Genomic DNA, 24,954 nt, shown 5'->3' with positions numbered 1-24,954 from the left:
TAAAAAACAGAGCGATTTATTTTGCAATAAATCGCTCTGTTTTCAATTTGTTAATCGTAAAAACTATTTTATTTCGAAACGCCAACCCTGCTGATAAAGTTTATTCCTTGTTATTTGATATTTTTTTATAAAATGATAAGAATTGGCTTTCAACTGTTCCTTATCGTATTCAATTGAATCAACTGAAAAGATAAAAATATCTCCATCTCCGTTAAAATTGCTGATTTGATTCCAATTACCAATAATCGGAAAACAAACAGAATCATGCTGTTTTATTGCCTTATATATTCTTAACGTTTGATTCGGTCTTCCATTATCAATAAAAAAAGCTCTTGCCTCTTCCGAAGAGGAATCGGTTGTCAGATAAGCATATATATTTTGATTAGTTCTATTTAAAACACAAAATTTTGAATCAACATCATCACATGAAATCAAAATGAAAAAAAAAGATATAATTATTGCTAAAATTTTCATAACACCAATATTATTGTAATATAAGTTTGCATTTCAGTCTTCAGATAGATCGGATTCCTTTTTGATTCAAAAGGATTTCGGTGCTGGCAAGATATACATCCTTATTATAAATTACTTCGGACATGGATATTACGGTTTGATTTGTGCCAGTCATTTCGGTCGGATGGTGCCAGCTATTACGGTTCAAATGATGCCACTTTAGTGGTTTAATTTTCGCTCATCCATCCGTATTTTTTACGGTTTGAATCGTGCCACTTTAAAAAGATCAAGAAAGAATTACCTTGTCGCTTTAAATACAGCGATATGGCCAACAAACTTGATCCGATGGACTTAAAACAAATACTCACATTACATCTGGACGGTTACAGTAACCGTAAAATAGGTTCCGTTCTCGGTATTTCCCGCAATACAGTCAATACCTATATGCAGCTATTTGCAGGCAGCGGCTACTCATTCAAGAAGCTTCTGGACTTTGATACCGCTGCTTTATCCGAACTGTTTTCATCCCATACGACGCTGGACGCTACCCGCCATAATGAACTCATGCTTTACTTTCAGGGGGTCAACAAGGCCCGGAATCATCCCGGCTTTACCTTTCTGTATCATTATCAGCAATATGTTGAGCTGGCCGCAGAACCATATAGCTACACGCAGTTTCTCGAACATTATCGCCGTAAATATCCAAAAGAAAAGGGTTCAATGAAACTTCAGCATATTGCGGGAGAAGAAATGTTCGTAGACTTTGCCGGGAAGAAGCTGCAGATCATCGATAAACATACCGGAGAGGCTATCGCTGTGGAAGTATTTGTGGCCATACTGCCGTGCAGCCAGTACACCTATATCCAGGCATGCAGGAGCCAGAAACGCGAAGATATGATATCCTGTTGCACGGCGGCACTTCGTTTTTATGGTGGATCGCCCAAAGCGATAGTATCCGACAATCTAAAGTCTGCCGTCAATAGATCGAGCAGATACGAAGCGGACATCAACCGTAGCTTCAAGGACTTTGCCCGCCATTATAACTGTGTCATCAACCCAACGCGTAGTTACTCTCCACAGGACAAGGCGCTGGTTGAGAATGCGGTGCATCTGGCCTATCAGCGTATCTATTATCCATTACGTGAAATGACTTTCTTCTCGCTGGAAGATCTCAATAGAGAAATTGCAGTACTACTGGAGCGTTATAACAATCTATTGTTCAAACGAAAAGAATCGAGCCGTATCGAGCTCTTCCAGAGCATTGAACGAGAATATCTCAAAGCCCTTCCCACTGATACATATGAACTGAAAGATTACAAAAGGGCCAAAGTACAGAAGATGGGTTACGTATACTTTTCTCCGGAGAAGTGTTATTATAGCGTTCCATACCGCTATATCGGAAAGGAAACAATGATCCATTACACCAGGAGCCGCGTAGAGATCTTTTATAATCATGAAAGAATTGCGCTTCACCAGCGCAATCTGACCAAAGGCAGTTACATCACTAACGCAGATCACCTGAGCAGCACACATAAGTTCTATTCGGAATGGAGCCCAGAGTTCTTTAGAAAAAAAGCGCTGCCACATGGGGAATATGTTCTGGCATGCATCGAAAAGATCCTAGCTTCCCATGATTATCCCGAAATAAACTACAAACGCTCTCTTGGAATTATTCACCTGCACCGAGCCTATGGATCCGGGCGTCTGAACAATGCGTGTAAAAGAGCATTGGATACAGATAGCTGTTCCTATCTGCGGATAAAGAATATCCTAAAAAACAATATGGACAGGCTGCTTTTATCAGTGAGTGAGCTTGAGCCTCAAAAACCACATATACCTTTTCACAGCAATATACGCGGTGCTTCCGCTTATGAATAATAATCAAGAATCAAAAAAATGAACAATCAGACAGTTGAAAAACTACGCGACATGCGTTTAGGAGCTATGGCTCAGTTACACCAGCAGTACGTTAAGGAAAACAGGCTCGAAGGGATAACCTGCGACGAATACCTTGCATTACTTATTGACCATCAGTGGGAAGACCGGGAAAATAAAAAGATAGAGCGTTTGCTCAAGCAGGCAAACTTTAGGCATAATGCCAGTCTAAGTGATATAAACTACGCCAGCGAAAGAAATCTGGACAAAAATATGTTTGCGCGTCTGGGTACACTGGACTTTGTGCTCCGAAAAGAAAACATTATCATCTGTGGTGCTTCCGGTACTGGAAAAAGCTATTTGTCCCAGGCTCTCGGACACCAGGCCTGTATTACGGGGATAAAAACCTCATATACAGTAACTGCCAGACTGATCAAAATGCTGAAATTGAGCAAAGTTGACGGAACGTACCTTAAAGAACTGGAAAAACTAACGAAAACGGAACTGCTGATACTTGATGACTTTGGTTTGCAGGCTTTTGATAGTCAAGATCGGGAAACACTGATGGATATTATCGACGACCGACATGGTAAAAGATCAACCATAATATCATCCCAGATACCGGTATCGGCCTGGTACGAGGTCATCGGCGGAGAGGGCACTATTGCGGATGCGATCTTGGACCGGATTGTGAACTCCTCACATCGGATAGACCTAAAAGGTGAATCGCTTAGAAAAGGAATATTGAAAAAGGAATAATCAAATCCTTTTTATATAATTGTATGATCTTTTAAGTGGCACGGTTTGACCGAAATCACTGGCATCATTACTCCGAAATACCCAGGACAGACCTAAAGTGATTTTAACGTTTTTATTTCTACGAATTATTTTTTTTTCAATATGTAGAGGGGATGCTTATCTAGATTGTATGTTCCATTGTTAAGTACCATATATTTAAAAAAGTTCATTGTTTTTATGAGTGCGTCAAAAAGTACGAGAAGAGACCCCTTTTGCTTCAAATTAGAAGTTTTTAAAATAACAAATGCATGTGTGCTCTTTATTTTAGGTGTTATTTTCCCGCTGGCTTTAGTGATTCCATTTGGAGAAATTATTAATTCCTTTCAAATTTCGTGGGTATGCCGAAAAGCCCGCGAAACTGTCGATACCGAAATTTTGAGCATCTTGGCGATATCCTTGATGCCTAAAGGATTCTTCATATTTAGATAGGGTTAACAAATTACGATACAAAATACTAAAAACTATCGAAAAATGTAGGATCTATCTTCATCTATATCTCCAGGTCACACTGGTTCGGTCTTGACGAGATGAAGTACAGGGGAGTGTTAATTGTCTATTTTTCTTTGACTTGAGTTGCTTGACTTATATATTGAATCTATTTTTCTATTGAATCCATCACGCCAATTTTTCCCATGAATTTTTGTTAAATAATCTTCAATCACATCGTTATATATTTCTAGACCTGGAGTCCCTCCACCTGCATCGATCACCTCGTACCCATAGGATTTCTCAAGAGAATCTATAGCGTAATATTCCTTCTCGGAGCTATAATGCATTTGTCCATATGTATAGAATCTGATCTTTCCATTTTTTATGTCCTCCTTTGCTGTAAAATAATTGAGACTTTCATTCAACCCGTAATAGAATAGTGTCATTCTCGTGATAAAAAAAAGTGAGAAACCTATAAATATCAGCCCTGTCGCAACCGACACACGCCTACCAAATTTATGCTTGGAAATTCGTAGCGCCCCTATAATGATCCCACTGATGATCATTGCTGGGATAATTAACCAACCGTTTGGATTTGTCTCTTTTATACTGGATAAAAACCTGGACCAGGATGCTTGATCGGAGATTACAAACTCCATCAGCACTTCAATTGTAAGTAAAATGATAGCCAGCATCGGCAGCCATATTGACCAGTTAATTCTTTTCATATCTTCACTACTTAAAACTCTGATACCATATCAATATTTTCATTTGAATCGACTAGACCTATCAAGTGTCCGGCAACAATGCTACCCCCTAATAAATAGATGTAAGGATATTTCCCTCTTGCTTGTCATGAAAGGCCATCTCACTTGAGGTGTCGCCATTACCTGAATTTGTTGACAACTTTGAATATTCGATTGTGATAGGTCATTTTGAATGTTTCCATTAGATTCGACCGTCTAATTCTGTTTATCTTTCCAGTAGTAAGTCAACCTGATTCGATACGTATTGTCCGCGAAAACTAGATCCAGCTGAATATGTAGATCCATATTATCCCAAACTGTTCCTCAGGATAAATAAGTGCTTGAGTCTGTTCATCATTCTATCTTAATTTTTCTTCCAGAAGTCTTTTCTGTTTATTAATGACTTGATCCAAACTATCTTGTTGTAAAGGATGTGCATTCTGGTATTTAGTGGTCTTTGTATCTTTTGTGACTATTACTTCAGTTGTATCTTAATCGGTTTAAATCTCAATTCTACAGGTATGTTGTTTCCGTTTACAAATAAGTCGGAATATCCGAGGCTACCGCCTTTTTTTTGAACCTTAACCTTAATTGTTATATCATCATAACCTTTAACGTTTAATATGCTTTCAGTATACTCGTTATTTTCCGCCTTGAGGTTGGCAAACAATCGTAGTTTTTTATCCTGTCCATCACTGGTTATTTCCATGTTTTTTGGAAGATCCAGGCTTGAATTATATTGAATGATTTTTTCGCCTGAACTTGAGACATAATAAAGATTAAGATCCGCAATTGTTAGCTTTGAATTTAGGACATTTGCACCATTTTCATCGACCAAAGTGAGCTGTACTTCACTATAGACACTTGAGTTTATTTCTTCTGTTTTCTTGCATGCGATGAAAGTAAGAAGGCTTGCGAATATTACTAATAACTTGTTCATATTGATATGAATTGTAGATAGAATAAACCATATCCCAACCGAGCTAGCCCCAATTTATGTGAAACCACAGAAAGCCCCATCCTCCAATTGTTGAGCCATCAGGTAACGCTTCGGGACAGGTTATAACCTTGTGTATTCCATCTGTCACCCAGCAATGGCCATCCGGGTATGTGCTTTCGACATTTGTAGTATAACCGGTTAATATAACGGGGCTATTCGCTTTTATTTCACTCTCCACAAATAAATTTTTCTCAAAATCTATTTTCTATGGCTGGTGTAATAAATATACATATTAAAAACTTAAAAGTATTAATCATCAAAATAAATAAAGTTGATTTAGGTTCCGTCCAACAGAGCTTTCATTTCTTGCCTTACGTACAAAATGAAAACTCTGTTATTATCAGCGGTATTTATTGTTTTCTTTCAATTTTTACTAATCCTTGTCGTGTCGCTAGATACAAGTTCCCATTCATATCAAAAGTCATTGTTGAAATATAGGAAGTTGGAATGTCAGAGTTCTCATTGTGATAATTTTCCCAGCCATCTTTTAAGTCATATCTTACTAAGCCGGCTCTATCAGTCGAAATCCAAAGAACCTTTTCTTTTTTGTCGTAAAGAACACAATTTGCATGGTTAAAAGGCATTCCTGAATTTTCGGTCGTAAATTGTTTGAAAGTTCCGTCGGTGTATCTAATTGCAATTCCTTCATCATTGTTTACTTTCCCTTTCACTTTTCTGTCAAACTCATAAAGCGTAAAAAAAAGATTACCATTTTCGTCTTCGTCCATTGAAGTAATACATTTTCCTTTTAAAATGGTGTTTGTGTTTTCAAAGTTTGTTAATTGGTTATTTTCGTCAATTATAGCTGTACCATTAAAAGTTCCAATCCAAATTCTGTTTTTTGAATCTCTCTTTGCGAAATTTACTCTGTTTGATGGCAGGTCTTTGAGTTTGCTTTTATTTAGATTCGTCCACTTTCGATCTTTGTAAATGGTCAAGCCTTCGTCAGAGCAGAAAAATACTTCTCCAGTTTTTTGATTATTAACAATTTCATAGGCTCCATCTATTCCAATATCGGTTGAGTCATACTTTGTCCATTTAACATTGTCAAAGCTGTAAATATTTTTAGTTCCATAAACCCACTTCACATTTTCATTATCTGTTGTTAATGCATAATAGGAAAAGAATTTCCCCTTGTCAGTAATATCCTGTTCTGCATTTTTGAATTCTTTTCCATCAAAAGTGACCAATCCTTCATCAACAGTCAGCCAAACAATGCCATTTTTGTCAATGGTGATATTGTCGTTCATATTGTTTGGAAGATTTGAGTTACTGGAGTTCCAAACTGTCATTTTGTATTTTTTTAAACTTCCGTTTTTGTACACGTAAGTTTTATTGTATATCTCGGGGCTGTTCGGTTTATCAAATGACTTATTAAAAGCCTTCATATCAATCCGCTCAATCTGTCCCGAAATTTTGTTGTCACTTATTGCAAAAATTAAATTGATGGACGACTTTTCTACAGTCTTTCCACCTGTTATTGCTGGTGTCCATTTCTTGAATTTGTTAAGTTCTTCAATAATTTTCAATGAAATGGGATTGTTTGATTGGTCAGTATGACTTAATACACAACCGTGACCTGTTGCGTCAACAAGAACCTGAAATTTTACAGCACCTTTTATTCCTTGTAAGTTCAATTCCTTGTTCAGTTTCTCTTGTAATTTTGTGAACTCATTTTGTTCATAACCTGCTTTTATATCTCCACAGTCAAGGCAAAACTTTTCAGCCTTACAATTTTCGAGTTTTACAGGGAATAAGTTTTGTGCCTTTGCTTGAATTGTCAAACCAGCAAAAAGGATAAAAAGTGTTTTTCTCATTTATTTTGTTTATCTATCGAGGAGTGTCCGTTTAATATTGCTTGTAAAGCTGTCCGCGTAGCTTCGGCTTAAGTTACGGGGCTTGGCGTCAGTGGCGGAAATTGAGTTAAAAGTTTCAATTTAGCGACTGGGTAAGCAAAGGCTAACTGATGGCATAAATTTAAGAAAAAAGTTAATATAATTGGCTTTTGCGAAATAGAAAGCCTGATAGGCTCCAACTGGAAAGAAGTTTTTAAGTTTTAATCCTATGACAAAGTTGGTTTTGCACTCCTGTTTTTATTTCTTCGATCCTTTTATAATAAAGTTTTCTTTGTTTTTGTTTACGAAATGGGTCAACAGACAAATAAATAAACAACAATATAATAATTGCAGAAAAAAAAGCCGCGACATACATTAACCAAGTAAAAAATTTTTTCATTTTTTTCGGGGCAGTCCCACTAAATGTGTAAATAAAAACTACGGATTCCAGTTATGTTCCTTATAACGGGACTCTTTTTTCAAGTAAAGTTAAGAATTGATTTAGGACCTAGCGTGTCAATTCTTTTACTGAATTTTATTGTATGAATGATAATCAAGCATCGGGCTTCTTAGCATTATCGTTGGGCTTATTATGAAAAGGTTCGGACAACCTTCATATTAGTATACCCGTTTAATTGCTCTAGGAATATTCGTTGTCATTCTTGTTCTTTTTGATGTTTTTATCAATAGATCATGAGTTTTACATGGTGCTGCAGGATTAATGTTGTTAAAAGTAATAATTAATACGTATCTATTCTGGTTTTATTTTCTAGCTGAAGAGATGTTCGAGTGATTTTATTTCATCTTGGATTTGATCTTTGGGCACTATACTATCGTATGTAAGGTCGTCAGTTGCCATTACATCGTCATCAAACCATCCGTCATCCGGATTGCTTATTTGTTTAGTCATAATGAAGAAGAAATAGAAAAGCTTGTATAACTGCATTAGCTTAAAAAGGTGATGTAATCAGAGATTATGTTACAACTTCCTTTATTTCGGTTACCCTGCTTTTAAACTGGTTACCGAACTTTGTAGAATAATTTAAACAGCAAGAGATATGCAAACGATATTAGGAGCAAACGGCCAGATTGGTGGGGAGCTCGCCAGAGAACTTAATAGAAATTTTACTTCATCTATACGAATTGTCAGTAGGGATGCGAAAAAAGTAAATGACACGGACGAGGTTTTTTCTGCGGATCTATCCATTCGTGAAAAGGCAATTGAAGCAGTTGAAGGTAGTGACGTTGCCTATTTCACATTAGGCCTTCCGATCAGTTCCGATCTCTGGGAGAAGCAGTTTCCGCTGATCCTTAAAAACGTCATTGAAGCCTGTAAGATTAACCATACAAAACTTGTATTCTTTGATAATACATATATGTATCCTCAGAATGATCGCATGTTGACAGAAGAAACTGATTTTGCACCTGTGGGAAGAAAAGGAAGAGTCAGACGGAAAATGGCCGAAATGGTGTTGAAGGAAATTGAATCCGGTGAACTTGAAGCAGTGATTTGCCGCGCCCCAGAATTTTATGGTCCCGGCAAAACACAGAGTATTACCAATACCTTAATTTTTAACAATATCAAAGGGGGTAAAAAGTTGAAGGTTCCATTGCGCGCAAATAAAAAAAGAAGCCTAATCTGGACTCCCGATGCGAGCCGCGCCACTGCTTTGATAGGGAATACCCCTGACGCATTTGGTCAGACATGGCATCTGCCGGTAGACAAAAGCCACCCCACTTATAAAGAGTTTATCCGAATGGCATTAGGAATTTATGGCAGGGAACTGAAATATTCTGTTGTCCCAAAATTGATGTTCAAAATAGGTTCATTTTTCAACAAAAGTGTAAAGGAATTACTGGAGCTACTTCCAAGGTATGCGCATGACAATATTTTTGACGATTCAAAATTCAGAAAGAAATTTCCGGATTTTCAAGTCACATCATATACGCAAGGAATCAGTTTCATTAAAGATGAATAGCTTTTAGGGAACACAATAATTAAGTAAATTAGTCAGGTATAAATTTGAAGATCAGTATATGAAAACTCCTGAAAAAGTATCATCAATAAGTGCACTTCATCAATTCTTGGGGTTAAAGAGACCGGCTAACCCGCTGATCAGTGTATTTAATTTTGATGATGTCAAACTGAAACCGGAGACTGTACTTAGTGCAATAACGACCGATTTTTATGTTATTGCTTTAAAAAAAGACTGCGCCGGTGGAAAATGCAGATATGGCCAGCAATATTATGATTTTGATGAAGGGATAATGTATTTTATTGCTCCGCATCAGGTCCTTCAATTTGATGATATACTGCTTGATAAAGTGAGAGGCTTTGTCCTGGTGGTACATCCGGATTTCCTACATGGTTATGGTCTGGGTTCCGACATTAAAGATTACAGCTATTTTTCCTATACAGCCAATGAAGCTTTGCATCTTTCTGAAAAGGAAGAGAAAACCATTTTTGATATCATAGCGAATGTTGAACAGGAAATTGATATCAATATGGATTCTTTTACACAAGGTCTACTTGTTTCTAACCTTGATCTCCTGTTAAAATATTGCGATCGTTATTACAACCGCCAATTTCTGACCAGAAAGAAAGTAAATAGTGACCTTCTTTCCAAGTTGGAGCTATTATTGGACGATTATTTCAAAAATGATCAATTAAACATTAACGGTATACCCCCAGTTCACTTTATTGCTGATCGATTACACCTAAGTGCAAATTATTTGAGCGATATGTTAAGAGTGCAGACAGGGCAAACCACGCAGCAGCATATCCAGAACAGATTGATCGAAAAAGCGAAAGAATTACTCTCTACAACCTCAACGTCGGTCTCCAAAATTGCTTATCAACTGGGATTTGAGCATCCGCAATCATTCCATCGTCTTTTTAAAAGTCGAACATCACTCTCTCCACTGGAATTCAGATCATCACTAAATTAATCACGTCGCCTATGCGTTTATCCATACTATTTTGGATAGGCTCTCATTTAAATAAAAATAATTGTAAGGCCGAAGCGACAAACTCGACTTTTTTATAAAAGATCAAACGAAAGCGAACTAACCATTGTTATAAGAGTACTTTCATAAATTAGGTTAATAACAGGTAGTAAAAACCTTGAGATCCCCCTCCTCAAGGTTTTTTTATTTTTTATGAAATCGACTATTCCATTATTGGGATCATAACTATATATCACGGCTGGTTTATTCCGGCCTTTTTTGTGCCGACACAATCAGCATCATGGGCCTTCTGAGTTCGTCTGCCATTCCGGCAACACTTTTAATCATTTCCATATTCGGCTGTGGTTCGGTAACAAAATTGATCACAAAGTTATTGGCAAGCAGGGTTGTAAGGTATGTTGTAAGTGTCCTATGGTATTTTATTACATTGTTTTGTAAGAAAAGTGTTTCCCGCTTTCCTTCTTCAAAGTAATGGTCCACGGGCCAGTACAACTTGTTTCCGGCTGCATCGTAGATCCAGTCTTGGTTGGGTCTAGCTGTGAATATCGGATGCTCAACAGAAAACACAAAACTACTGCCCGGTTTTAGCCAACGGTTTATATGCGTGCAGAGCGGATCAAAGTCTTTGATGTAATGGAACGTAAGGGAGCTGATGACGCAGTCGAACTCCTGCTCCTCAAACGTGATATCCTCCAATGCACTTCTGATATATGTGATGCCAGGCAGGTTATTGATTTCTTTCGCCTTATTGAGCATCCTTTCAGAAAGGTCGACACCTACTACGGTTTTGGCACCGTTTTCAATGGCATAGCGGCAATGCCAGCCAAAGCCGCATCCAAGGTCCAGTACGTTTTTGCCATCAAAGCTAGGAAGGATATTTTTTAACGCATGCCATTCTCCGGCACCTTCGAGACCTTTAATAGATCTGTCCATATTTTTATATTGATCGAAGAATATTTGCTCGTCATATTTGTTTTGCTTCATAATCTGACAATGAATTTTAATAAGCTTAAGATACATCTTTTTATCAGGTGACAGTATCACAGACCCCTCTATTAAACCATTTACCATTTCTTATTTTTGCTTTTCTTTCATTGGGTCTCACTCAGTAGTATGCTGAAGCTGGTAATTTTCCATCCACGATTCAATATGAAGAAGCAATTGCTCTAGACTTTTACCCGTTTCAGATAACCCATAATATACTTCCGGAGGAAAGGTGTTCACTTGTTTTCGAACCACAATTCCATCGTTTTCCATTTCTTTTAGTTGTTCTAACAATACCTTTTTGGAAACCTTGGGCATTTTACGCCACAATTCGATGAAGCGTTCATCACCCGTATAAAAAAAATGATGGAGAATCAAGGGCTTCCACTTCCCAGAAAATATTCTGAAAAAAAGATTTACGGAACAGTTTTCAAATTCCTTATAATTCATTAGGTAACAATTTTGTAACCGGGAAACCTCTGGGTAAATATCTTTCGTTAGCCGAAGGTTGTACCGAAATTTACCAGCTAAGTTAGGAATTTAAATACGTTATCACTATGACAATACATCAAATACGTAATGCCACTATTATTATCGAATCGGAAGGCAACTTTATATTGGTTGATCCTTTATTGGGAAAGTCAAAGACATTTGTTCCGCTAACCCTTTTCCGTTTCAAACCCCGTCGCAACCCTTTAGTTGATTTACCCCTTGAAAGCGAAAAACTGTTGCAGAGAATCGATTATTGCTTAATTACACATCTGCATCCCGACCATATCGATGCGGTAGGAATCGAGTTTTTGCGTCGCCGTAAAATCCCCGTCCTGTGCGGTAAAAACCACGCCCATCAATTAAAAAAATGGGGATTAAATGTCCTGCAAGCGATTGATTATTGGGAGGCAATTTCGTTTCTGAAAGGCAAACTTACTGCGACACCTGCAGTTCATGGTTATGGCTGGGTAAGAAAACCAATGGGGCATGTGTATGGATTCGTATGGCAGTCATCCGATGATGAATCAGTATATATAAGTGCAGATACCATTTATACCGATGATGTAAAAAAGGTGTTGGCTACCTACACGCCCGACGTATCTGTGCTAGCTTGCGGTTCGGCACAATTCGATTTCGGCAGACCACTATTGATGACAATGGATGATATTGTAAAGTTTATCCGTGATGCACCAGGCAAAGTATTGGCAAATCACATGGAAGCCATCAATCATTGTCCTACCACGCGCCTTGAGTTAAAGCAAAGATTGGAGAAGGAGGGATTGCTGCACAAGACATTTATTCCGGCCGATGGAGAGCGTATTGAAGTTGTAAAACCATTGCATGAGTCCAAGATATAATTTTAAGCATAGTTTTTCCATGGAACACAATTGCCTGTTTTAGTGTTTAAAATAGGATAAAATATTTATTAGGGCTGGATCCTTCCGGCCTTTTTTCCGATATAAACGTTATCTTAGTGCTATGCTGAACAATCTCTTTGAACAAGTCACCGTTATGAAGCTTTCGATAGGGAGGGATTGACTCCACTTTGGAGTGATACGGTACCGACTTCGTTGTTTTAAATTAGCTATTCCATGGGAAGTTTAACGAGATACGTATCAAACAATCGTCCAGAATTCGCCTTACTTATCGAAGATGACGATAAGATTTGTTATGCATACTTATTGAATGAGGAAAGAATAGTTGGAGATATATGGTTATACAATAACGTTCCTACTCCGAGAGAATCTGAATGGCATAAAAAAAGGAGAATTTACCGTTTTTAAATCCTGTGGATTTTGTCAAAGAAAACCTTGAAGCATTTGATTCGATTTCACCTGTCGAAGTAACCTGGGATTTTGGGGAAGAAACGGTGGCCAATATATTTCTAGCGTTCAGATTGATCGCAAAGCTAACCGTAGGGTCTTTTCCCGGTTGGTCTAGTCTGGTCACTAAAGATGGGCCTTTGGCGCAAAAGATGTAATATTTTCCAATTGATGATAACTAATGTCACAATTGAAAGAAAATTTTAGATAATTTTTTTACTGGCATGCATTTCAGTAATTTTGATGTATAACATAAACTTTAAGTAAGAATGGAAAAGTATAATTACGGGGTCATTGGTTTGGGTGTAATGGGAAGAAATCTGCTTTACAATATTGCAGATAATGGTTTTTCTGTCGTAGGATTCGATTTAGATGAAGAAAAGGTAATCGAACTTCGTAAAGGAGTGGCTTCAGGTACAAAGGTTTTTGGAACTGTTTCTCTAGAGGAATTTGTACTGAGTTTAGACAGTCCGCGAAAAGTTATTTTGATGGTTCCTGCAGGTAAACCGGTTGATGCTGTTCTTGAAAGCATAACACCGCTTCTGAGTCCAAAAGATATTGTCGTTGATGCGGGAAATTCTTATTTCAAAGATACCGAGAGACGTATAGCTGATTTAGCTTCTAAAAACCTTCATTTTATGGGAATGGGAGTTTCTGGAGGAGAGCAGGGCGCAAGAAGAGGGCCGAGTATTATGCCGGGTGGAGATTTGGAAGTTTTCAATTTGGTGAAGCCTATGCTGGAAGTTATTTCAGCAAAGATAAACGGGGAGCCCTGCACTGCTTATATGGGAAAAGGAGCTGCAGGAAATTACGTTAAAATGGTTCACAACGGTATTGAATATGCTATCATGCAATTAATCAGTGAAGCATACGATTTACTGAGAAAAGGAGCTAATCTTAACAATAACCAATTGCATGAAGTTTTCAAAAGTTGGAATGAAGGCGAGATGAATTCTTTCCTTATTGAAATAACAAGAGATATTTTCCAGCAAAAAGATGATGTAACAGACGGTTTTCTTGTCGACAAGATTTTAGATAAAGCAGGCGCAAAAGGAACCGGAAAATGGACCTCCCAGGAGGCTATGGAAGTTGGGGTGTCTATTCCAACCATCGATATTGCGGTCACATCAAGAATTTTATCCGCTTACAAAGATGAGCGCGTGAAAGCTTCGCAATTATATGCTAAAGAAGAAGTAAAAACTCCTGAAAACACAGCATTGTTCATCAAAGAGGTGGGGGATGCTTTGTATTTATCTACTTTAATCAGTTATGCGCAAGGATTGGCATTATTGGTAAAAGCTTCTGAAGAATATCAGTTTGAAATTCCCTTAAAAGATGTCGTTAAAATCTGGAGGGGTGGATGTATCATCCGTTCGGTTTTATTGGAAAAATTTTATCTGGCTTATTCAAAATACGAGAACTTATCTAATATTTTATTGGATCAGGAAATTTCAGAAATTGTAAAAGATAAAATTTCTTCATTAAGAAAAACAGCTGCTTTTGCTGTATCAAACGGAATTCCAAGCTTAGGAATTCAGTCGGCTCTAGGGTATTTCGAAGCTTATACCACACAATCTTTACCTGTAAACCTGCTTCAGGCTCAGCGTGATTATTTTGGTGCACACACTTACCAAAGAACTGACAGAGAAGGAGTCTTTCATACTTCGTGGCAAAACCCAAATAACTGAATCTAATAATGAGTGACAATACAATCCTGCATCCAACAACGATCGTTATTTTTGGTGCAACAGGGGATTTGGCAAAAAGAAAGCTTTTTCCTGCCTTCTACAATTTATATATCGATGGCAGAATGCCAAAAGGGTTTAATATTTTAGCTTTAGGAAGAGCCGAAAATACGGATGAAAGATTCAGCGCTTATATTAAAGAAAATCTGGAGAAATTTTCCAGAAAAACTGTAACCAAGGAAGATTGGGCTGGTTTTCAGGCGCACATCAGCTATTTTCAGCATCAGCTTGATGAAGAAAACTCTTATCGGAATTTATATCAGAAACTAGAAAATTTTGATAAGGTGTACGGAATGAGAGGAAACAGACTTTTCTATTTGTCGATTGCACCACACTTTGTATCGGTAATCTCAAATCATCTTAAAAATACGTCGATAGCATCTGATCCTGCAACAGATCGAATTATTATCGAAAAACCTTTTGGTCACAATAAGGAATCTGCCATTGAGCTAAATAATCTTCTTTCACAAACTTTTCAAGAAGAACAGATTTATCGTATCGATCATTATTTAGGTAAAGAAACAGTTCAGAATATTTTGGCGTTCAGGTTCGGAAATTCAATTTTTGAACCTCTTTGGAACCACAGACATATAGAATCGGTGCAGATTACGGTTGCCGAAGAAGTAGGAGTGGAAACAAGAGCCAGTTTTTATGAGCAGACAGGAGCTTTGCGCGATATGATTCAGAACCATCTTTTGCAAATTCTTTGTATGGTTGCTATGGAACCTCCGGCTTCACTAGAATCTGGTGAGATCAGGGATCGTAAAGTTGATGTTTTAAAATCCATCCGTAGGATTTCTCCCGAAAAAGTAGATCATTATGCAGTAAGAGGGCAGTACGGACGAGGCAAAGTAAATGGGCTAAAAGTAAATGGCTATCGCCAGGAAGAGGGAATTGCCCATGATTCCAATACGGAAACATTTGTCGCTATCAAGTTTTATCTGGATAATGAAAGATGGGAGGATGTTCCTTTTTATGTTCGCACCGGGAAGAAGATGAAAGAAAAGCATTCTTATATAACGATTCAGTTTAAGCCACTTCCAAATTCCATGTTTTCAGAAAGCACCTCGCTTCTGTCGGCTAACCGATTGGTTATTAATATCCAGCCACAAATGGACATCAGATTGCAGTTTATGTCTAAAAAACCAGGTTTGTCTTTGGCACTTAAACCTGTGGAAATGATTTTCGATAATTTTGCCTGTCAGACCGATACGCCCGAGGCGTATGAAACTCTTTTATTGGAAGCACTTGTGGGAGACCTTACACTGTTTATGCGCTCTGATCAGGTAGAAGAAGCTTGGGATGTGATAAAAACGATTCAGGAAACCTGGGAAAAAACCAAAGACCCTTCGTTTCCAAATTATGCTTCAGGAAACTGGGGCCCTGATGACAGTGATGCACTGGTAGAGCGGCAGGGACATCAGTGGGTTTAAAATTTAATGAAAGAGAATGAATATTACGATATTTAATAATCTGGATGCTTTATATAAAGAAGCGGCAGATACATTTGTTGAGCTTTCGCAAAAAGCGATCCAGAAGCATGATAAATTTGTGGTCGCATTGAGTGGTGGCTCTTCACCGAAAGCTATTTTTAGTTTATTAGCTACTCCCGAATATGCAGATAAAATAATGTGGGACAAAATCCATTTTTTTTGGGTAGATGAAAGATGGGTTTCTCTTGAAGATGAGAAAAGTAATTTTAAGATGACTTTGGAAGTACTTTTGAATAAGGTTCCGGTCAATAAAAATCAGATTTTCCCTATGTATAAAGAGGGAATCGAGCCTGAAAATTATGCTAAAGAATACGAAGCTCAAATCAGAAATGTTTTGGGAGCTGACGGTATTTTTGATTTCATCCTTTTAGGAATGGGTGATGATGGCCACACAGCTTCTCTCTTTCCAGGTGAAAAGATTTTACAAGAAAAAGAAAAATGGGTAGACGCCTACTATTTAAAGCCACAGGAAATGTTCAGAATTACTTTGACTGAACCTATTATCAATAAAGCTGAAAATATTCTGATTGTTACATTTGGTAAATCCAAGAAAAACGCTTTGAATGAGGTTCTTAATGGTGTATATAATCCTGAACTATATCCACTACAGTTAATTGAAAAGAAAGCAGGAGTCCAGATTTTTACTGATAAAGAAGCGGGAATTTAATTCAATTGTCTTTTCATCCGAATGCCCTTTATTTTCAACTGTGCTTTTGGAGTAGGCAGTATGCCTGCGAAAAATTTAGTAACACGTTAGATTCCTATAAAATTCAATATTTTTTGTCTTAAGTTAGCCGTGCACCTTAGTAGCCATTTCTAAGTTAAAGAAATGGTTACTAAGGATAGTACAAATAGGATCACTAAATTATTTATACAATAAGACTTTATTTAAATGTTATTCAAACGACCGATCCTGATTTATTGATCTCAGTTTAAAATTTTTGTCAGGTCTACTAACTCAAAACTTTTATCCATTTCGAAAAATGTTCTAAATATTGCAGCGTGTCCAGTACCAACCAAAATTTGAATTATGTCTTTTTAAATTTAAAAAATACACCGCAAAGAGTGGTGGAAACGCAATACGTAATGACGAATTCTAAGCTCATAGTTTTCGATATTAGATAAGATGTCACGCAAATTCCAACAACAGTTATTATAATCAAAATGAGCTTTGCCAATCTTAGATCAACTTTATAACGATTCAGTAAATAGAATGCTAAAATATAGACCAATAAAGTCGGTAGAGAATAGATAGCCGCGATGATCAAAAAATAAGGAAATAGAAAAAGATTATCTATAATATCCTTACTCTCAATTCCTGCATATATAGTGAGGAATGCTGCCGGAAGCAATAAGGTACCCCCCCAGTGTTTTAATATATACGACCACTCCATCTAATAATTTCCTTTACTCGGTATGCTGCGCTATCGAAAATTTCAAATTCATAAGTATCTAACTTCCGTTTATAAACTGGCTTACTATTTATATAAAGGTGCAATTCGTTTTCAGGATGATCTATAGCTGCCATATTGATTCGATGATATGTTTGATTTACTCTTCTCCGTCAAAAGGATCATTAAATTCTTCCATCAATTCCTTTGCAATAGGAATATCAGCAGGAGCAAGCTTCCAGTTTAATAGATCAATAACCTTTACCCACTCGAGTTGATCATGATCGGTCGACTCTGAAGCTATATTCTCGGTCTCACAAATGAACGAGATCAATTCAATTGTGATTTTTTCGTAATGGTGAACTGTATTAAAAAAGTACTTTTTAATATTCACGTCCAAATTAAGTTCTTCCATTAATTCCCGTTTTAACGAATCCTCGTGAGTCTCTGCTTCCTCCACCTTACCTCCAGGAAATTCCCAATAACCGCCTAAAGATTTTTCTGGTTTCCGTCGACAGATCAGAACAAGATCATCTTTGAATATAATTCCGCAGACAACTGTGATAAGATCCATAATGATCAATATTTAATTCAAGGTTTCTTTTTATCCATCAATTGCATGCACGTTGCCTGAATAAATGAACTACCAATTATCAATATTGGTGGATTTTTCAAGAATGGATTTGATCAGGCCATTAAAGTACGCGTTTACGAATTGATGGCTTTTCTCTCTTTTTGTGTTACCGTTACCTTTGAAATAAAATTTTTTCACGTCCATTTTATTCCAAGTGCCATTGTAGTTCATAATTTGAGCATTAAAAGTTGGACTATTGATTCTTATTTTTCCATCTTTAAACAAAAAAGACAAGGTGTAATTGACATCATAGTAAGCAATAGCGGATGTTTTAAGTCCCCTGTGTTGGTAAGCTGCTAAAGTGATCGCCTGCCCAGGAACCAAAGTCAGGCCTTCTTTGGGATTGGAATATAAGCTATTGATCGACTTTAGTACGTTATCGTAAAGTTCTTGCTGTTTAGCGCCAGCAACTTCCACTACGGTATAATCTAGATTCTCTTTAGAGACGAAACCTATTGGAGCTAGGGTGAAATATTGTGAAAATGCTAAATTTGTGAACAGAAGCAAAAATATTCCAGTAATTATGTGATTTTTCATATTAAATTGTTTTGAAGGAAAGTAACTCAACCGACTTTACAAAATAATTCGTCAGTCTTATCAATTTTTTTGCAATGTACCTCTTTGTGAAGGAAAATCCAAAGTGAGCGGGTTGGAGAATTGAAATTTGTACATCAAAATTATGCGTTGAGTTTCCAATAAAATAGTTCGAGCGGAAAAACTAAAATACAGATGCAATCATATTTCTCTACATTTTATAAAATTTTAATAGATAACAATATCAAAAGCCATACTGTTTTGCCAAAAAAATATTTGAGAAAAGCAGCACTTAAAGATGGTGAGGAAAGTTATAATTACTGATCTAAAGTAGATCGAAGCCCAAAGCAGATTTAACATTTATTCAAAGCGAGCATGTAGCTAACATTGCCTCCCTTAACGATTAATAAGGAGGCTTTTTATTTCCCCCTTTTCTGCTTTACCAACAAGATCCAATCATCTTGCACGCTTTTGTACCTACCAATAATAGCGCATCGTCTATTGACAATAAATCGTCCTCCCAAAGTGGAGTTGTGCAGATTCGAGCGAGCAATTGCTCCAGATTTCCTTTCATGGGTTTATAGGCATGCGCATGCCTACAGTGGACTCGATATGGCCGACGCCGATGTGCTCCGACGGATGATGTCCGGCTTTACGGGAACGGGAAAAAGCAATTGCTGTGGGCGGCCCACCTGATGATGAGCAAGCATAAGCCTGTCGCAGCAAGTATGGCCCTCTTTGAGGCCGAGAGTCGCAAGCCTATTCTTCCGCCTTTGGAAGAAGATATCTTGGAGGATTATTACGACGAGATGGAGCTAATTGGCTTTTGCGTAACGGGTACGCTATTTGATCTTACCAAAAGCGATTACCGGGGCGATATGCCCGCTCGGGAACTCCATCTGCATGAAGGGAAGATAGTGCGTGTGGTGGGGGATTTTGTTTGTGAGAAATTTGTGAAGACCAAGCGTGGCGACCTGATGAAATTTGGTACTTTCCTCGATGCCGAGGGACGATTTTTTGATACCGTCCATTTCCCGCAGAGCCTAGCCAAATATTCACTCCGTGAGGCAGGAGTCTATTTGGTTGAAGGCAAAGTTGTCCTGGAATACGGTTGCCCTTCCGTTGAGGTGATCCGCTGTGCCAAGATGCCGCTAAAACCCGATCCGAGGAGTGAATAGGACGGAAATGATCTTCATCGGGGAACTTATTTTAATTCATAGACATACTAACATTTTAATGCTAAAAATATTAGCATTAAAATGTTTTTTTACTTATATTTGCATTGTTAACCAATTTAAAAACAATGTATTATGAGGGAGTTGAAACAGTCGAAATATATCGATATTACAACAGATTATGGATTTAAAAAAGTTTTCGGATCAGATACCAATAAAGATCTTCTGATCGCTTTCTTAAACGAACTGTTTAGAGGCCGCAAGATTATTGCCGACCTGTATTATAACAAAAATGAGCATGTCGGGGATACAGAGGATATCGGTACCGTTATTTTTGATCTGACCTGTACGGCAGACAATGGCAAACGTTTTATTATTGAAGTGCAGCGCACGGCGCAGGATAATTTGAAAAAGCGCATGCTTTATTACAGCAGTAAATTGATTGCGGATCAGGCACCCAAAGGCAACCGAAGGGCTTGGAATTATGCAATTAGTGAAGTTTATATCATTGTACTGATGGATGGATTTGCAATGCCTGATGCGGGGGATGAGAAGTATTTTCTGCACGATATTTGTTTATGTTATCGAGATCATGATAAAATATTTTATGACGATCTAGGCTTTATATATGCGGAATTGGTTAACTTTGTTAAAGCTGAAGCAGAGTTAATTAATGATTTAGATCGTTGGCTTTATGTACTCAAAAATATGTCTTCACTAAATGGACTTTCCACTTATTTGCGTAAGCCTATTTTTGAGAAGTTATTTCAGTTAGCGGAATATAGCAAACTAAAACCGGAGGAACGAGAGATGTACAACGTTAGTTTAAGGAATAAATGGGATGCCGAGAGTATCCGAAGTAGTCAGGAGGAGCAATTGAAACGAGCGCGCGAAAAAGCAATGGCTGAGGGAAAAGCCGAAGGAAAGGCGGAAGTAATAACAAATCTTTTGTCTTCGAATAAGTTTTCGATATCGGAGATAGCCGAATTAGCGGACGTCACTGTAGAGTTTGTAAAGCAGATTGAGGCAGAGAAGGCTAAAGGAAAATAAAACAGATTACAATATAAGATTTTAAGGCCACTGAGATAATATCTAAGTAGCCTTTTCTTTTTTTATAGGTTAAGTTGGTCTTAGACAATACCATTTTGAATAAGCTCTCATTTAAATAAAAATAATTGTAAGGCCGAAGCGACGAAATCAACTTTTTTATGAAAAGATCAAACGAAGGCGAACTAACCATTGTTATAAGAGTACTTTCATAAATTAGGTTAATAACAGGTAGTAAAAAACCTTGAGATCCCCTCCTCAAGGTTTTTTTATTTTTTTCAAACGAGTAAGACATTCCAATTGTTTCTTATACGAAAAATGAGAAGATTGCTTTGGCTGGCTTGATTTACACTTGTTAGGCCAGCATTTTTATGAAACCGACTATCCCATTATTGGGATCATAACTATATATATCAGGGCTGGTTTATTCCAGCCTTTTTTGTGCCGACACAATCACGATCATAGGGCTTTTGAGTTCGTCTGCGATTCAGGCAACACGGTTAACCATCTCCATGTTAGGCTGTGGTTCAGTAACTTAATTGATCTCAAAGTTATGGGCCAGCAGGGATTTAAGGTATGTGATAAGTGTCCTATGTTATTTTATTACATTGTTTTGTAAAAAAATGTGTTTCCTGCTTTCCTTCTCCAAAGTAATGGTCTACGGGCCATTAAAATTTGTTTCCGGCTGCATCGTAGATCCAGTCTTAGTCGGGTCTAGCAGTGAATATCGGATGCTCAACAGAAAACACAAAACTGCCGCCCGGTTTTAGCCAACAGTTGATATGCATGCAGGGCGGATCAAAGTCTTTGATGCAATGGAACTTAAGAGAACTGATGACGCATGATTCCGCGTCGGCCTAGTTTTTTTAAAATATTTTAATTTGAATTAATTCTTTTTTTATTAAAAAACTATTCAAATAAAATTGTTGTTTTGTTATAAACTTTAAATTTCTATAGCATATTACAACTTTATGCATAATCAAAAGTACCCCAAAAACGATAATAGTGACTATGTCATCTCGGATAATGATTATAGATTGGTCGCTGATATGATTAAAAAGGAAATTTTTGGAGTACTCCTTAAAGCGAAATTGATCTGTAGTATCGATATGGCAGTATTGACTTTATTTGATAACAGTCAAAATTTTGTGCACACCTATTTTCATGATGTCGACGGAAATATAAGTATCGATAAAGTATTTTTGGACTATGTGTTTGATGAAGACGGCGCGCTAGAAATACCTGACCTTAGCATGGAGCCTCATTCGCAGCGCAATTCAGTTATTTTTCAAAATTTTGCAATACTGTATTATTATGAAGTGCCACTCATCAGTCAAGAAGGAAAGACAGTCGGTTTTTTAAGCGTTATGGATAGAAGTCCCAATAAGCTTACAGATAATCAACGGACTCTTCTTTCATTATTGTGCACAGAAGTTCTTGGCTTACTTCAAGAGAAAAACCAGCACTTCCAGTTAACTAGTAAATTGGAATATGTGAAATCTACACTAGACATGACCAGTCAGGTGGCCAGAGTGGGGAGCTGGGAGTATGATTTAGTTGATGATTATATCGATTGGTCTGAAATGACAAAGATTATTCATGGCGTTCCAAAGGATTATCGTCCAACTATTAAAACAGCAATTGAGTTTTACAAAGATCCTCAACATAGGATTAAAATTGTTCAGGCTATCAATAGTGCAATCTCTACGGGAACTTCGTGGGATCTTGAATTAGAAATTGATACCTATCAGGGTACCAGCTTGTGGGTTAGAGCACTAGGGAAAGCAACTTTTGAAAAAGGGAAGTGCGTTCGACTATTTGGCACTTTTCAGGATATTGATAAACGTAAACGCTCTGAGGCGGAATCGATTCGCTCTAAGAAAATGCTCGAAGATGTATTGAATGCAACTACTGCAGTCGCTATCATAGCAACTGACGCAGAAGGGTTGATAACCCTTTTCAACCGGGGCGCAGAAAATTTATTAGGATATAAAGGTAATGAAGTGATCGGTAAAATTAGACCGACATTATTTCATAGCAGTAGGGAAGTTAAGGATCGAGCGAAGGAACTTGAAATTGAATTTGGGTATCCGATTAGTGAATTTAGGGTTTTTGTCGAGATGGCAGAGCGCTACGGATCGGAGCAAAGAGAATGGACCTATATAAAAAAGGATTTTACGCGACTTTACGTATCTCTTGCTGTTACTGCAATGCGGGATATTTCTGGTCAGATTATAGGTTATCTTGGTATTGCCACAGACATTACGAAGATTGTTCTTCAGAGAGAAGAGCTAAGGAAAGCGAAGAAGCTTGCTGACCAGGGTAGCGTGGCGAAGTCAGAATTTCTCGCCAACATGAGTCATGAAATTCGTACACCTCTTAACGGAATTATAGGTTTTACGGATTTGATGAGTCGAACAAAACTAGACGATACACAAAAAGAATATGTTTCTATTGTCGATCAGTCTGCTAATCTTCTTTTGAGCATCATAAACGATATACTTGATTTTTCTAAAATTGAAGCTGGCAAATTGGAGCTTTCGGTTGAAAAAAATGATTTGTATGAGATGTTTGCTCAGGTGACAAGTTTGATTGACTTTCAGTGGAAAGCCAAAAAATTGGATTTTCAGGTTAATTTATCAGAATCACTACCACATTATATTTGGGTTGACTCACTTCGACTCAAACAGGTGCTCATGAATCTTCTAAGTAATGCAATAAAATTTACGGACAAGGGAAGTGTTGCACTAAATGTCGATGTACTATCTTCGGACGAAAACTCCACCACGCTGCGCGTCAGTGTAACGGACAGCGGAATAGGTATTAAACCAGAGAAACAGCAAAAAATATTTGAAGCATCCTCTCAGGAAGATGCTTCAATAAGCAAGAGATTTGGCGGAACAGGCCTTGGACTAAGCATTTCAAACCAGTTGCTAAAAATGATGGATAGTAATCTAAAACTGGAAAGTGAATATGGAAAAGGAAGTCAATTTTATTTCGAAATAACATTAAGATCGCTAAAAGGGGATGTGTACGAATGGAAACTTTTAGAATCTTTAAAGATTATGATCGTTGCCCGACAAGATGAAGATCGAGCCAATATTGCATTGATGTTGCATTTGAAGAAAGTTAATGTCTCCTTGGCCGATAACGGATTTGAGGTTCTTCAAATGTTGGCCAAAGGTGAGTGTTATGATGCGATTATTATAGACAATGATCTACCTATAATGAACGGTATCGATACGATAAAAAAAATTAGGGAAAAGTTACTTTTCAAAGGAGTTGGACAGCCCCTAGTTTTAATGTTATCCGCTCTTGAGACCAACCCAGCCCTTATTGCTGAAAGCAGCCATATTATTCATTGTATTAATAAACCCGTTAAAGTAAATCAACTGTATTCTACATTAGTTGCAGCATTACAGCAGGATGAAGAAACCATCAAATATGCCGAAAGAGAAACGGCCTTTTTGGAAAGAAAATACAAGATTTTAATTATTGAGGACAACAAATTTAATATGTTGCTTACTAGAACCATTGTACAGAATGTTCTTTCCAATGCGGAAATCATAGAAGCGGTCGATGGGATAATGGGATTTGAATTGTTCAAGGAAAATAATCCTGATTTGATCTTCATGGATATACAGATGCCTGAAATGAATGGCTATGAATTAACTGAATTGATTAGGGAAAATGAGGGCGGGACGATGCATACGCCAATTATAGCATTGACAGCCAGTAATATTAAGGACGAAAAGGAAAGGTGCATTTCTTGTGGAATGGATGATTTTGCTGTGAAGCCGTTCGTCAAAAAAACATTACTGGAGCTTTTGAGAAAGTGGTTGATAAATGAAGGCAATAACTAGGTATGAAAGACTTGGATATGATTTAGTTAATAATGGCTAGTCGAGAGATGGGTGCTTTTTGAAATAAAGACCTTTTTCCATTGAACAATGTTGATTGAATAGATAGAGATACTTATCAAATGTCCTCCTTAAAAGACTGTTAATGAGTTTCAAACTTGTTGTTAAGTCAAG

At 37.4% G+C, this 24,954-nt stretch carries 22 protein-coding genes; 12 read left to right on the top strand and 10 right to left on the bottom strand.

Going from position 1 to position 24,954, the window contains the following annotated elements; all coding sequences use genetic code 11:
* Positions 1-63: 63 nt before the first annotated feature.
* Positions 64-474, bottom strand: a complete 411-nt coding sequence (locus OK025_RS23230) for a hypothetical protein (RefSeq protein ID WP_317667112.1) — start codon at positions 472-474, stop codon at positions 64-66.
* Between the two features lie 303 nt (positions 475-777).
* Between OK025_RS23230 and istA the strand changes: the two genes are divergently transcribed.
* The gene (istA, locus tag OK025_RS23225; protein ID WP_317667111.1) at positions 778-2,331 is read left to right on the top strand and encodes an IS21 family transposase; all 1,554 of its coding nucleotides are present in this window, start codon (positions 778-780) and stop codon (positions 2,329-2,331) included.
* An 18-nt stretch (positions 2,332-2,349) separates the two neighbouring features.
* Complete coding sequence (istB, locus tag OK025_RS23220; RefSeq protein ID WP_317667110.1) at positions 2,350-3,087, top strand: IS21-like element helper ATPase IstB; 738 nt, start codon at positions 2,350-2,352, stop codon at positions 3,085-3,087.
* A 584-nt stretch (positions 3,088-3,671) separates the two neighbouring features.
* Here the strand turns inward: istB and OK025_RS23215 are convergent.
* The 5 genes from OK025_RS23215 to OK025_RS23200 form a co-directional block, all read right to left on the bottom strand.
* Positions 3,672-4,283 carry a hypothetical protein gene (locus OK025_RS23215; RefSeq protein ID WP_317667109.1) on the bottom strand — a complete coding sequence of 204 codons (612 nt, stop codon included), beginning with the start codon at positions 4,281-4,283 and terminating at the stop codon, positions 3,672-3,674.
* A 493-nt stretch (positions 4,284-4,776) separates the two neighbouring features.
* Positions 4,777-5,241, bottom strand: coding sequence for a hypothetical protein (locus tag OK025_RS23210; RefSeq protein WP_317667108.1), 465 nt, complete (start codon positions 5,239-5,241; stop codon positions 4,777-4,779).
* A 43-nt stretch (positions 5,242-5,284) separates the two neighbouring features.
* Positions 5,285-5,479: a C10 family peptidase gene (locus OK025_RS26850; RefSeq protein ID WP_411567680.1), complete on the bottom strand. Its 195-nt coding sequence runs from the start codon at positions 5,477-5,479 to the stop codon at positions 5,285-5,287.
* A gap of 172 nt (positions 5,480-5,651) precedes the next feature.
* The gene (locus OK025_RS23205; protein WP_317667107.1) at positions 5,652-7,118 is read right to left on the bottom strand and encodes a two-component regulator propeller domain-containing protein; all 1,467 of its coding nucleotides are present in this window, start codon (positions 7,116-7,118) and stop codon (positions 5,652-5,654) included.
* Positions 7,119-7,905: 787 nt separating this feature from the next.
* Positions 7,906-8,046, bottom strand: coding sequence for a hypothetical protein (locus OK025_RS23200; RefSeq protein ID WP_317667106.1), 141 nt, complete (start codon positions 8,044-8,046; stop codon positions 7,906-7,908).
* Between the two features lie 148 nt (positions 8,047-8,194).
* Between OK025_RS23200 and OK025_RS23195 the strand changes: the two genes are divergently transcribed.
* Together OK025_RS23195 and OK025_RS23190 are read left to right on the top strand one after the other, a co-directional pair.
* Positions 8,195-9,115 carry an NAD-dependent epimerase/dehydratase family protein gene (locus OK025_RS23195; RefSeq protein ID WP_317667105.1) on the top strand — a complete coding sequence of 307 codons (921 nt, stop codon included), beginning with the start codon at positions 8,195-8,197 and terminating at the stop codon, positions 9,113-9,115.
* Between the two features lie 58 nt (positions 9,116-9,173).
* Positions 9,174-10,085 (top strand): helix-turn-helix transcriptional regulator, encoded by a 912-nt coding sequence (locus tag OK025_RS23190; protein ID WP_317667104.1) that lies wholly within the window; start codon positions 9,174-9,176, stop codon positions 10,083-10,085.
* Positions 10,086-10,346: 261 nt separating this feature from the next.
* On the opposite strand, the gene OK025_RS23185 is transcribed toward OK025_RS23190, so the two are convergent.
* Together OK025_RS23185 and OK025_RS23180 are read right to left on the bottom strand one after the other, a co-directional pair.
* Positions 10,347-11,087: a class I SAM-dependent methyltransferase gene (locus OK025_RS23185; protein ID WP_317667103.1), complete on the bottom strand. Its 741-nt coding sequence runs from the start codon at positions 11,085-11,087 to the stop codon at positions 10,347-10,349.
* Positions 11,088-11,204: 117 nt separating this feature from the next.
* Positions 11,205-11,537, bottom strand: a complete 333-nt coding sequence (locus OK025_RS23180) for a helix-turn-helix domain-containing protein (protein ID WP_317667102.1) — start codon at positions 11,535-11,537, stop codon at positions 11,205-11,207.
* 107 nt (positions 11,538-11,644) lie between these two features.
* On the opposite strand from OK025_RS23180, the gene OK025_RS23175 reads away from it, so the two are divergent.
* From OK025_RS23175 to pgl, 5 genes are all read left to right on the top strand, one after another.
* Positions 11,645-12,436 (top strand): MBL fold metallo-hydrolase, encoded by a 792-nt coding sequence (locus OK025_RS23175; RefSeq protein ID WP_317667101.1) that lies wholly within the window; start codon positions 11,645-11,647, stop codon positions 12,434-12,436.
* A 431-nt stretch (positions 12,437-12,867) separates the two neighbouring features.
* Positions 12,868-13,059, top strand: coding sequence for a hypothetical protein (locus OK025_RS23170; RefSeq protein ID WP_317667100.1), 192 nt, complete (start codon positions 12,868-12,870; stop codon positions 13,057-13,059).
* 111 nt (positions 13,060-13,170) lie between these two features.
* The gene (gndA, locus tag OK025_RS23165; RefSeq protein ID WP_317667099.1) at positions 13,171-14,589 is read left to right on the top strand and encodes an NADP-dependent phosphogluconate dehydrogenase; all 1,419 of its coding nucleotides are present in this window, start codon (positions 13,171-13,173) and stop codon (positions 14,587-14,589) included.
* Positions 14,590-14,597: 8 nt separating this feature from the next.
* A complete protein-coding gene (zwf, locus tag OK025_RS23160) occupies positions 14,598-16,079 on the top strand; it encodes a glucose-6-phosphate dehydrogenase (RefSeq protein ID WP_317667098.1) in 1,482 nt (493 codons plus the stop codon).
* A 16-nt stretch (positions 16,080-16,095) separates the two neighbouring features.
* Entirely contained in the window at positions 16,096-16,806 is a 711-nt protein-coding gene (gene pgl, locus OK025_RS23155) for a 6-phosphogluconolactonase (RefSeq protein ID WP_317667097.1), read from the top strand.
* 884 nt (positions 16,807-17,690) lie between these two features.
* On the opposite strand, the gene OK025_RS23150 is transcribed toward pgl, so the two are convergent.
* Complete coding sequence (locus OK025_RS23150; protein WP_317667095.1) at positions 17,691-18,104, bottom strand: (deoxy)nucleoside triphosphate pyrophosphohydrolase; 414 nt, start codon at positions 18,102-18,104, stop codon at positions 17,691-17,693.
* 69 nt (positions 18,105-18,173) lie between these two features.
* Positions 18,174-18,701 carry a hypothetical protein gene (locus tag OK025_RS23145; protein WP_317667094.1) on the bottom strand — a complete coding sequence of 176 codons (528 nt, stop codon included), beginning with the start codon at positions 18,699-18,701 and terminating at the stop codon, positions 18,174-18,176.
* Between the two features lie 692 nt (positions 18,702-19,393).
* Here OK025_RS23145 and OK025_RS23140 point away from each other — a divergent pair.
* The 3 genes from OK025_RS23140 to OK025_RS23130 all read left to right on the top strand — a co-directional run bounded on the left by OK025_RS23140 (position 19,394) and on the right by OK025_RS23130 (position 24,783).
* Positions 19,394-19,876 carry a hypothetical protein gene (locus tag OK025_RS23140; protein ID WP_317667093.1) on the top strand — a complete coding sequence of 161 codons (483 nt, stop codon included), beginning with the start codon at positions 19,394-19,396 and terminating at the stop codon, positions 19,874-19,876.
* A 132-nt stretch (positions 19,877-20,008) separates the two neighbouring features.
* On the top strand, positions 20,009-20,923 hold the full coding sequence (locus OK025_RS23135; protein ID WP_317667092.1) for an Rpn family recombination-promoting nuclease/putative transposase: 915 nt from the start codon (positions 20,009-20,011) through the stop codon (positions 20,921-20,923).
* Between the two features lie 968 nt (positions 20,924-21,891).
* Positions 21,892-24,783 carry a response regulator gene (locus tag OK025_RS23130; RefSeq protein ID WP_317667090.1) on the top strand — a complete coding sequence of 964 codons (2,892 nt, stop codon included), beginning with the start codon at positions 21,892-21,894 and terminating at the stop codon, positions 24,781-24,783.
* Positions 24,784-24,954 lie beyond the last annotated feature (171 nt).

This window comes from Sphingobacterium sp. UGAL515B_05 (assembly GCF_033097525.1).
Classification (GTDB): domain Bacteria; phylum Bacteroidota; class Bacteroidia; order Sphingobacteriales; family Sphingobacteriaceae; genus Sphingobacterium.
This window is presented reverse-complemented; position numbering and strand designations above follow the sequence as displayed.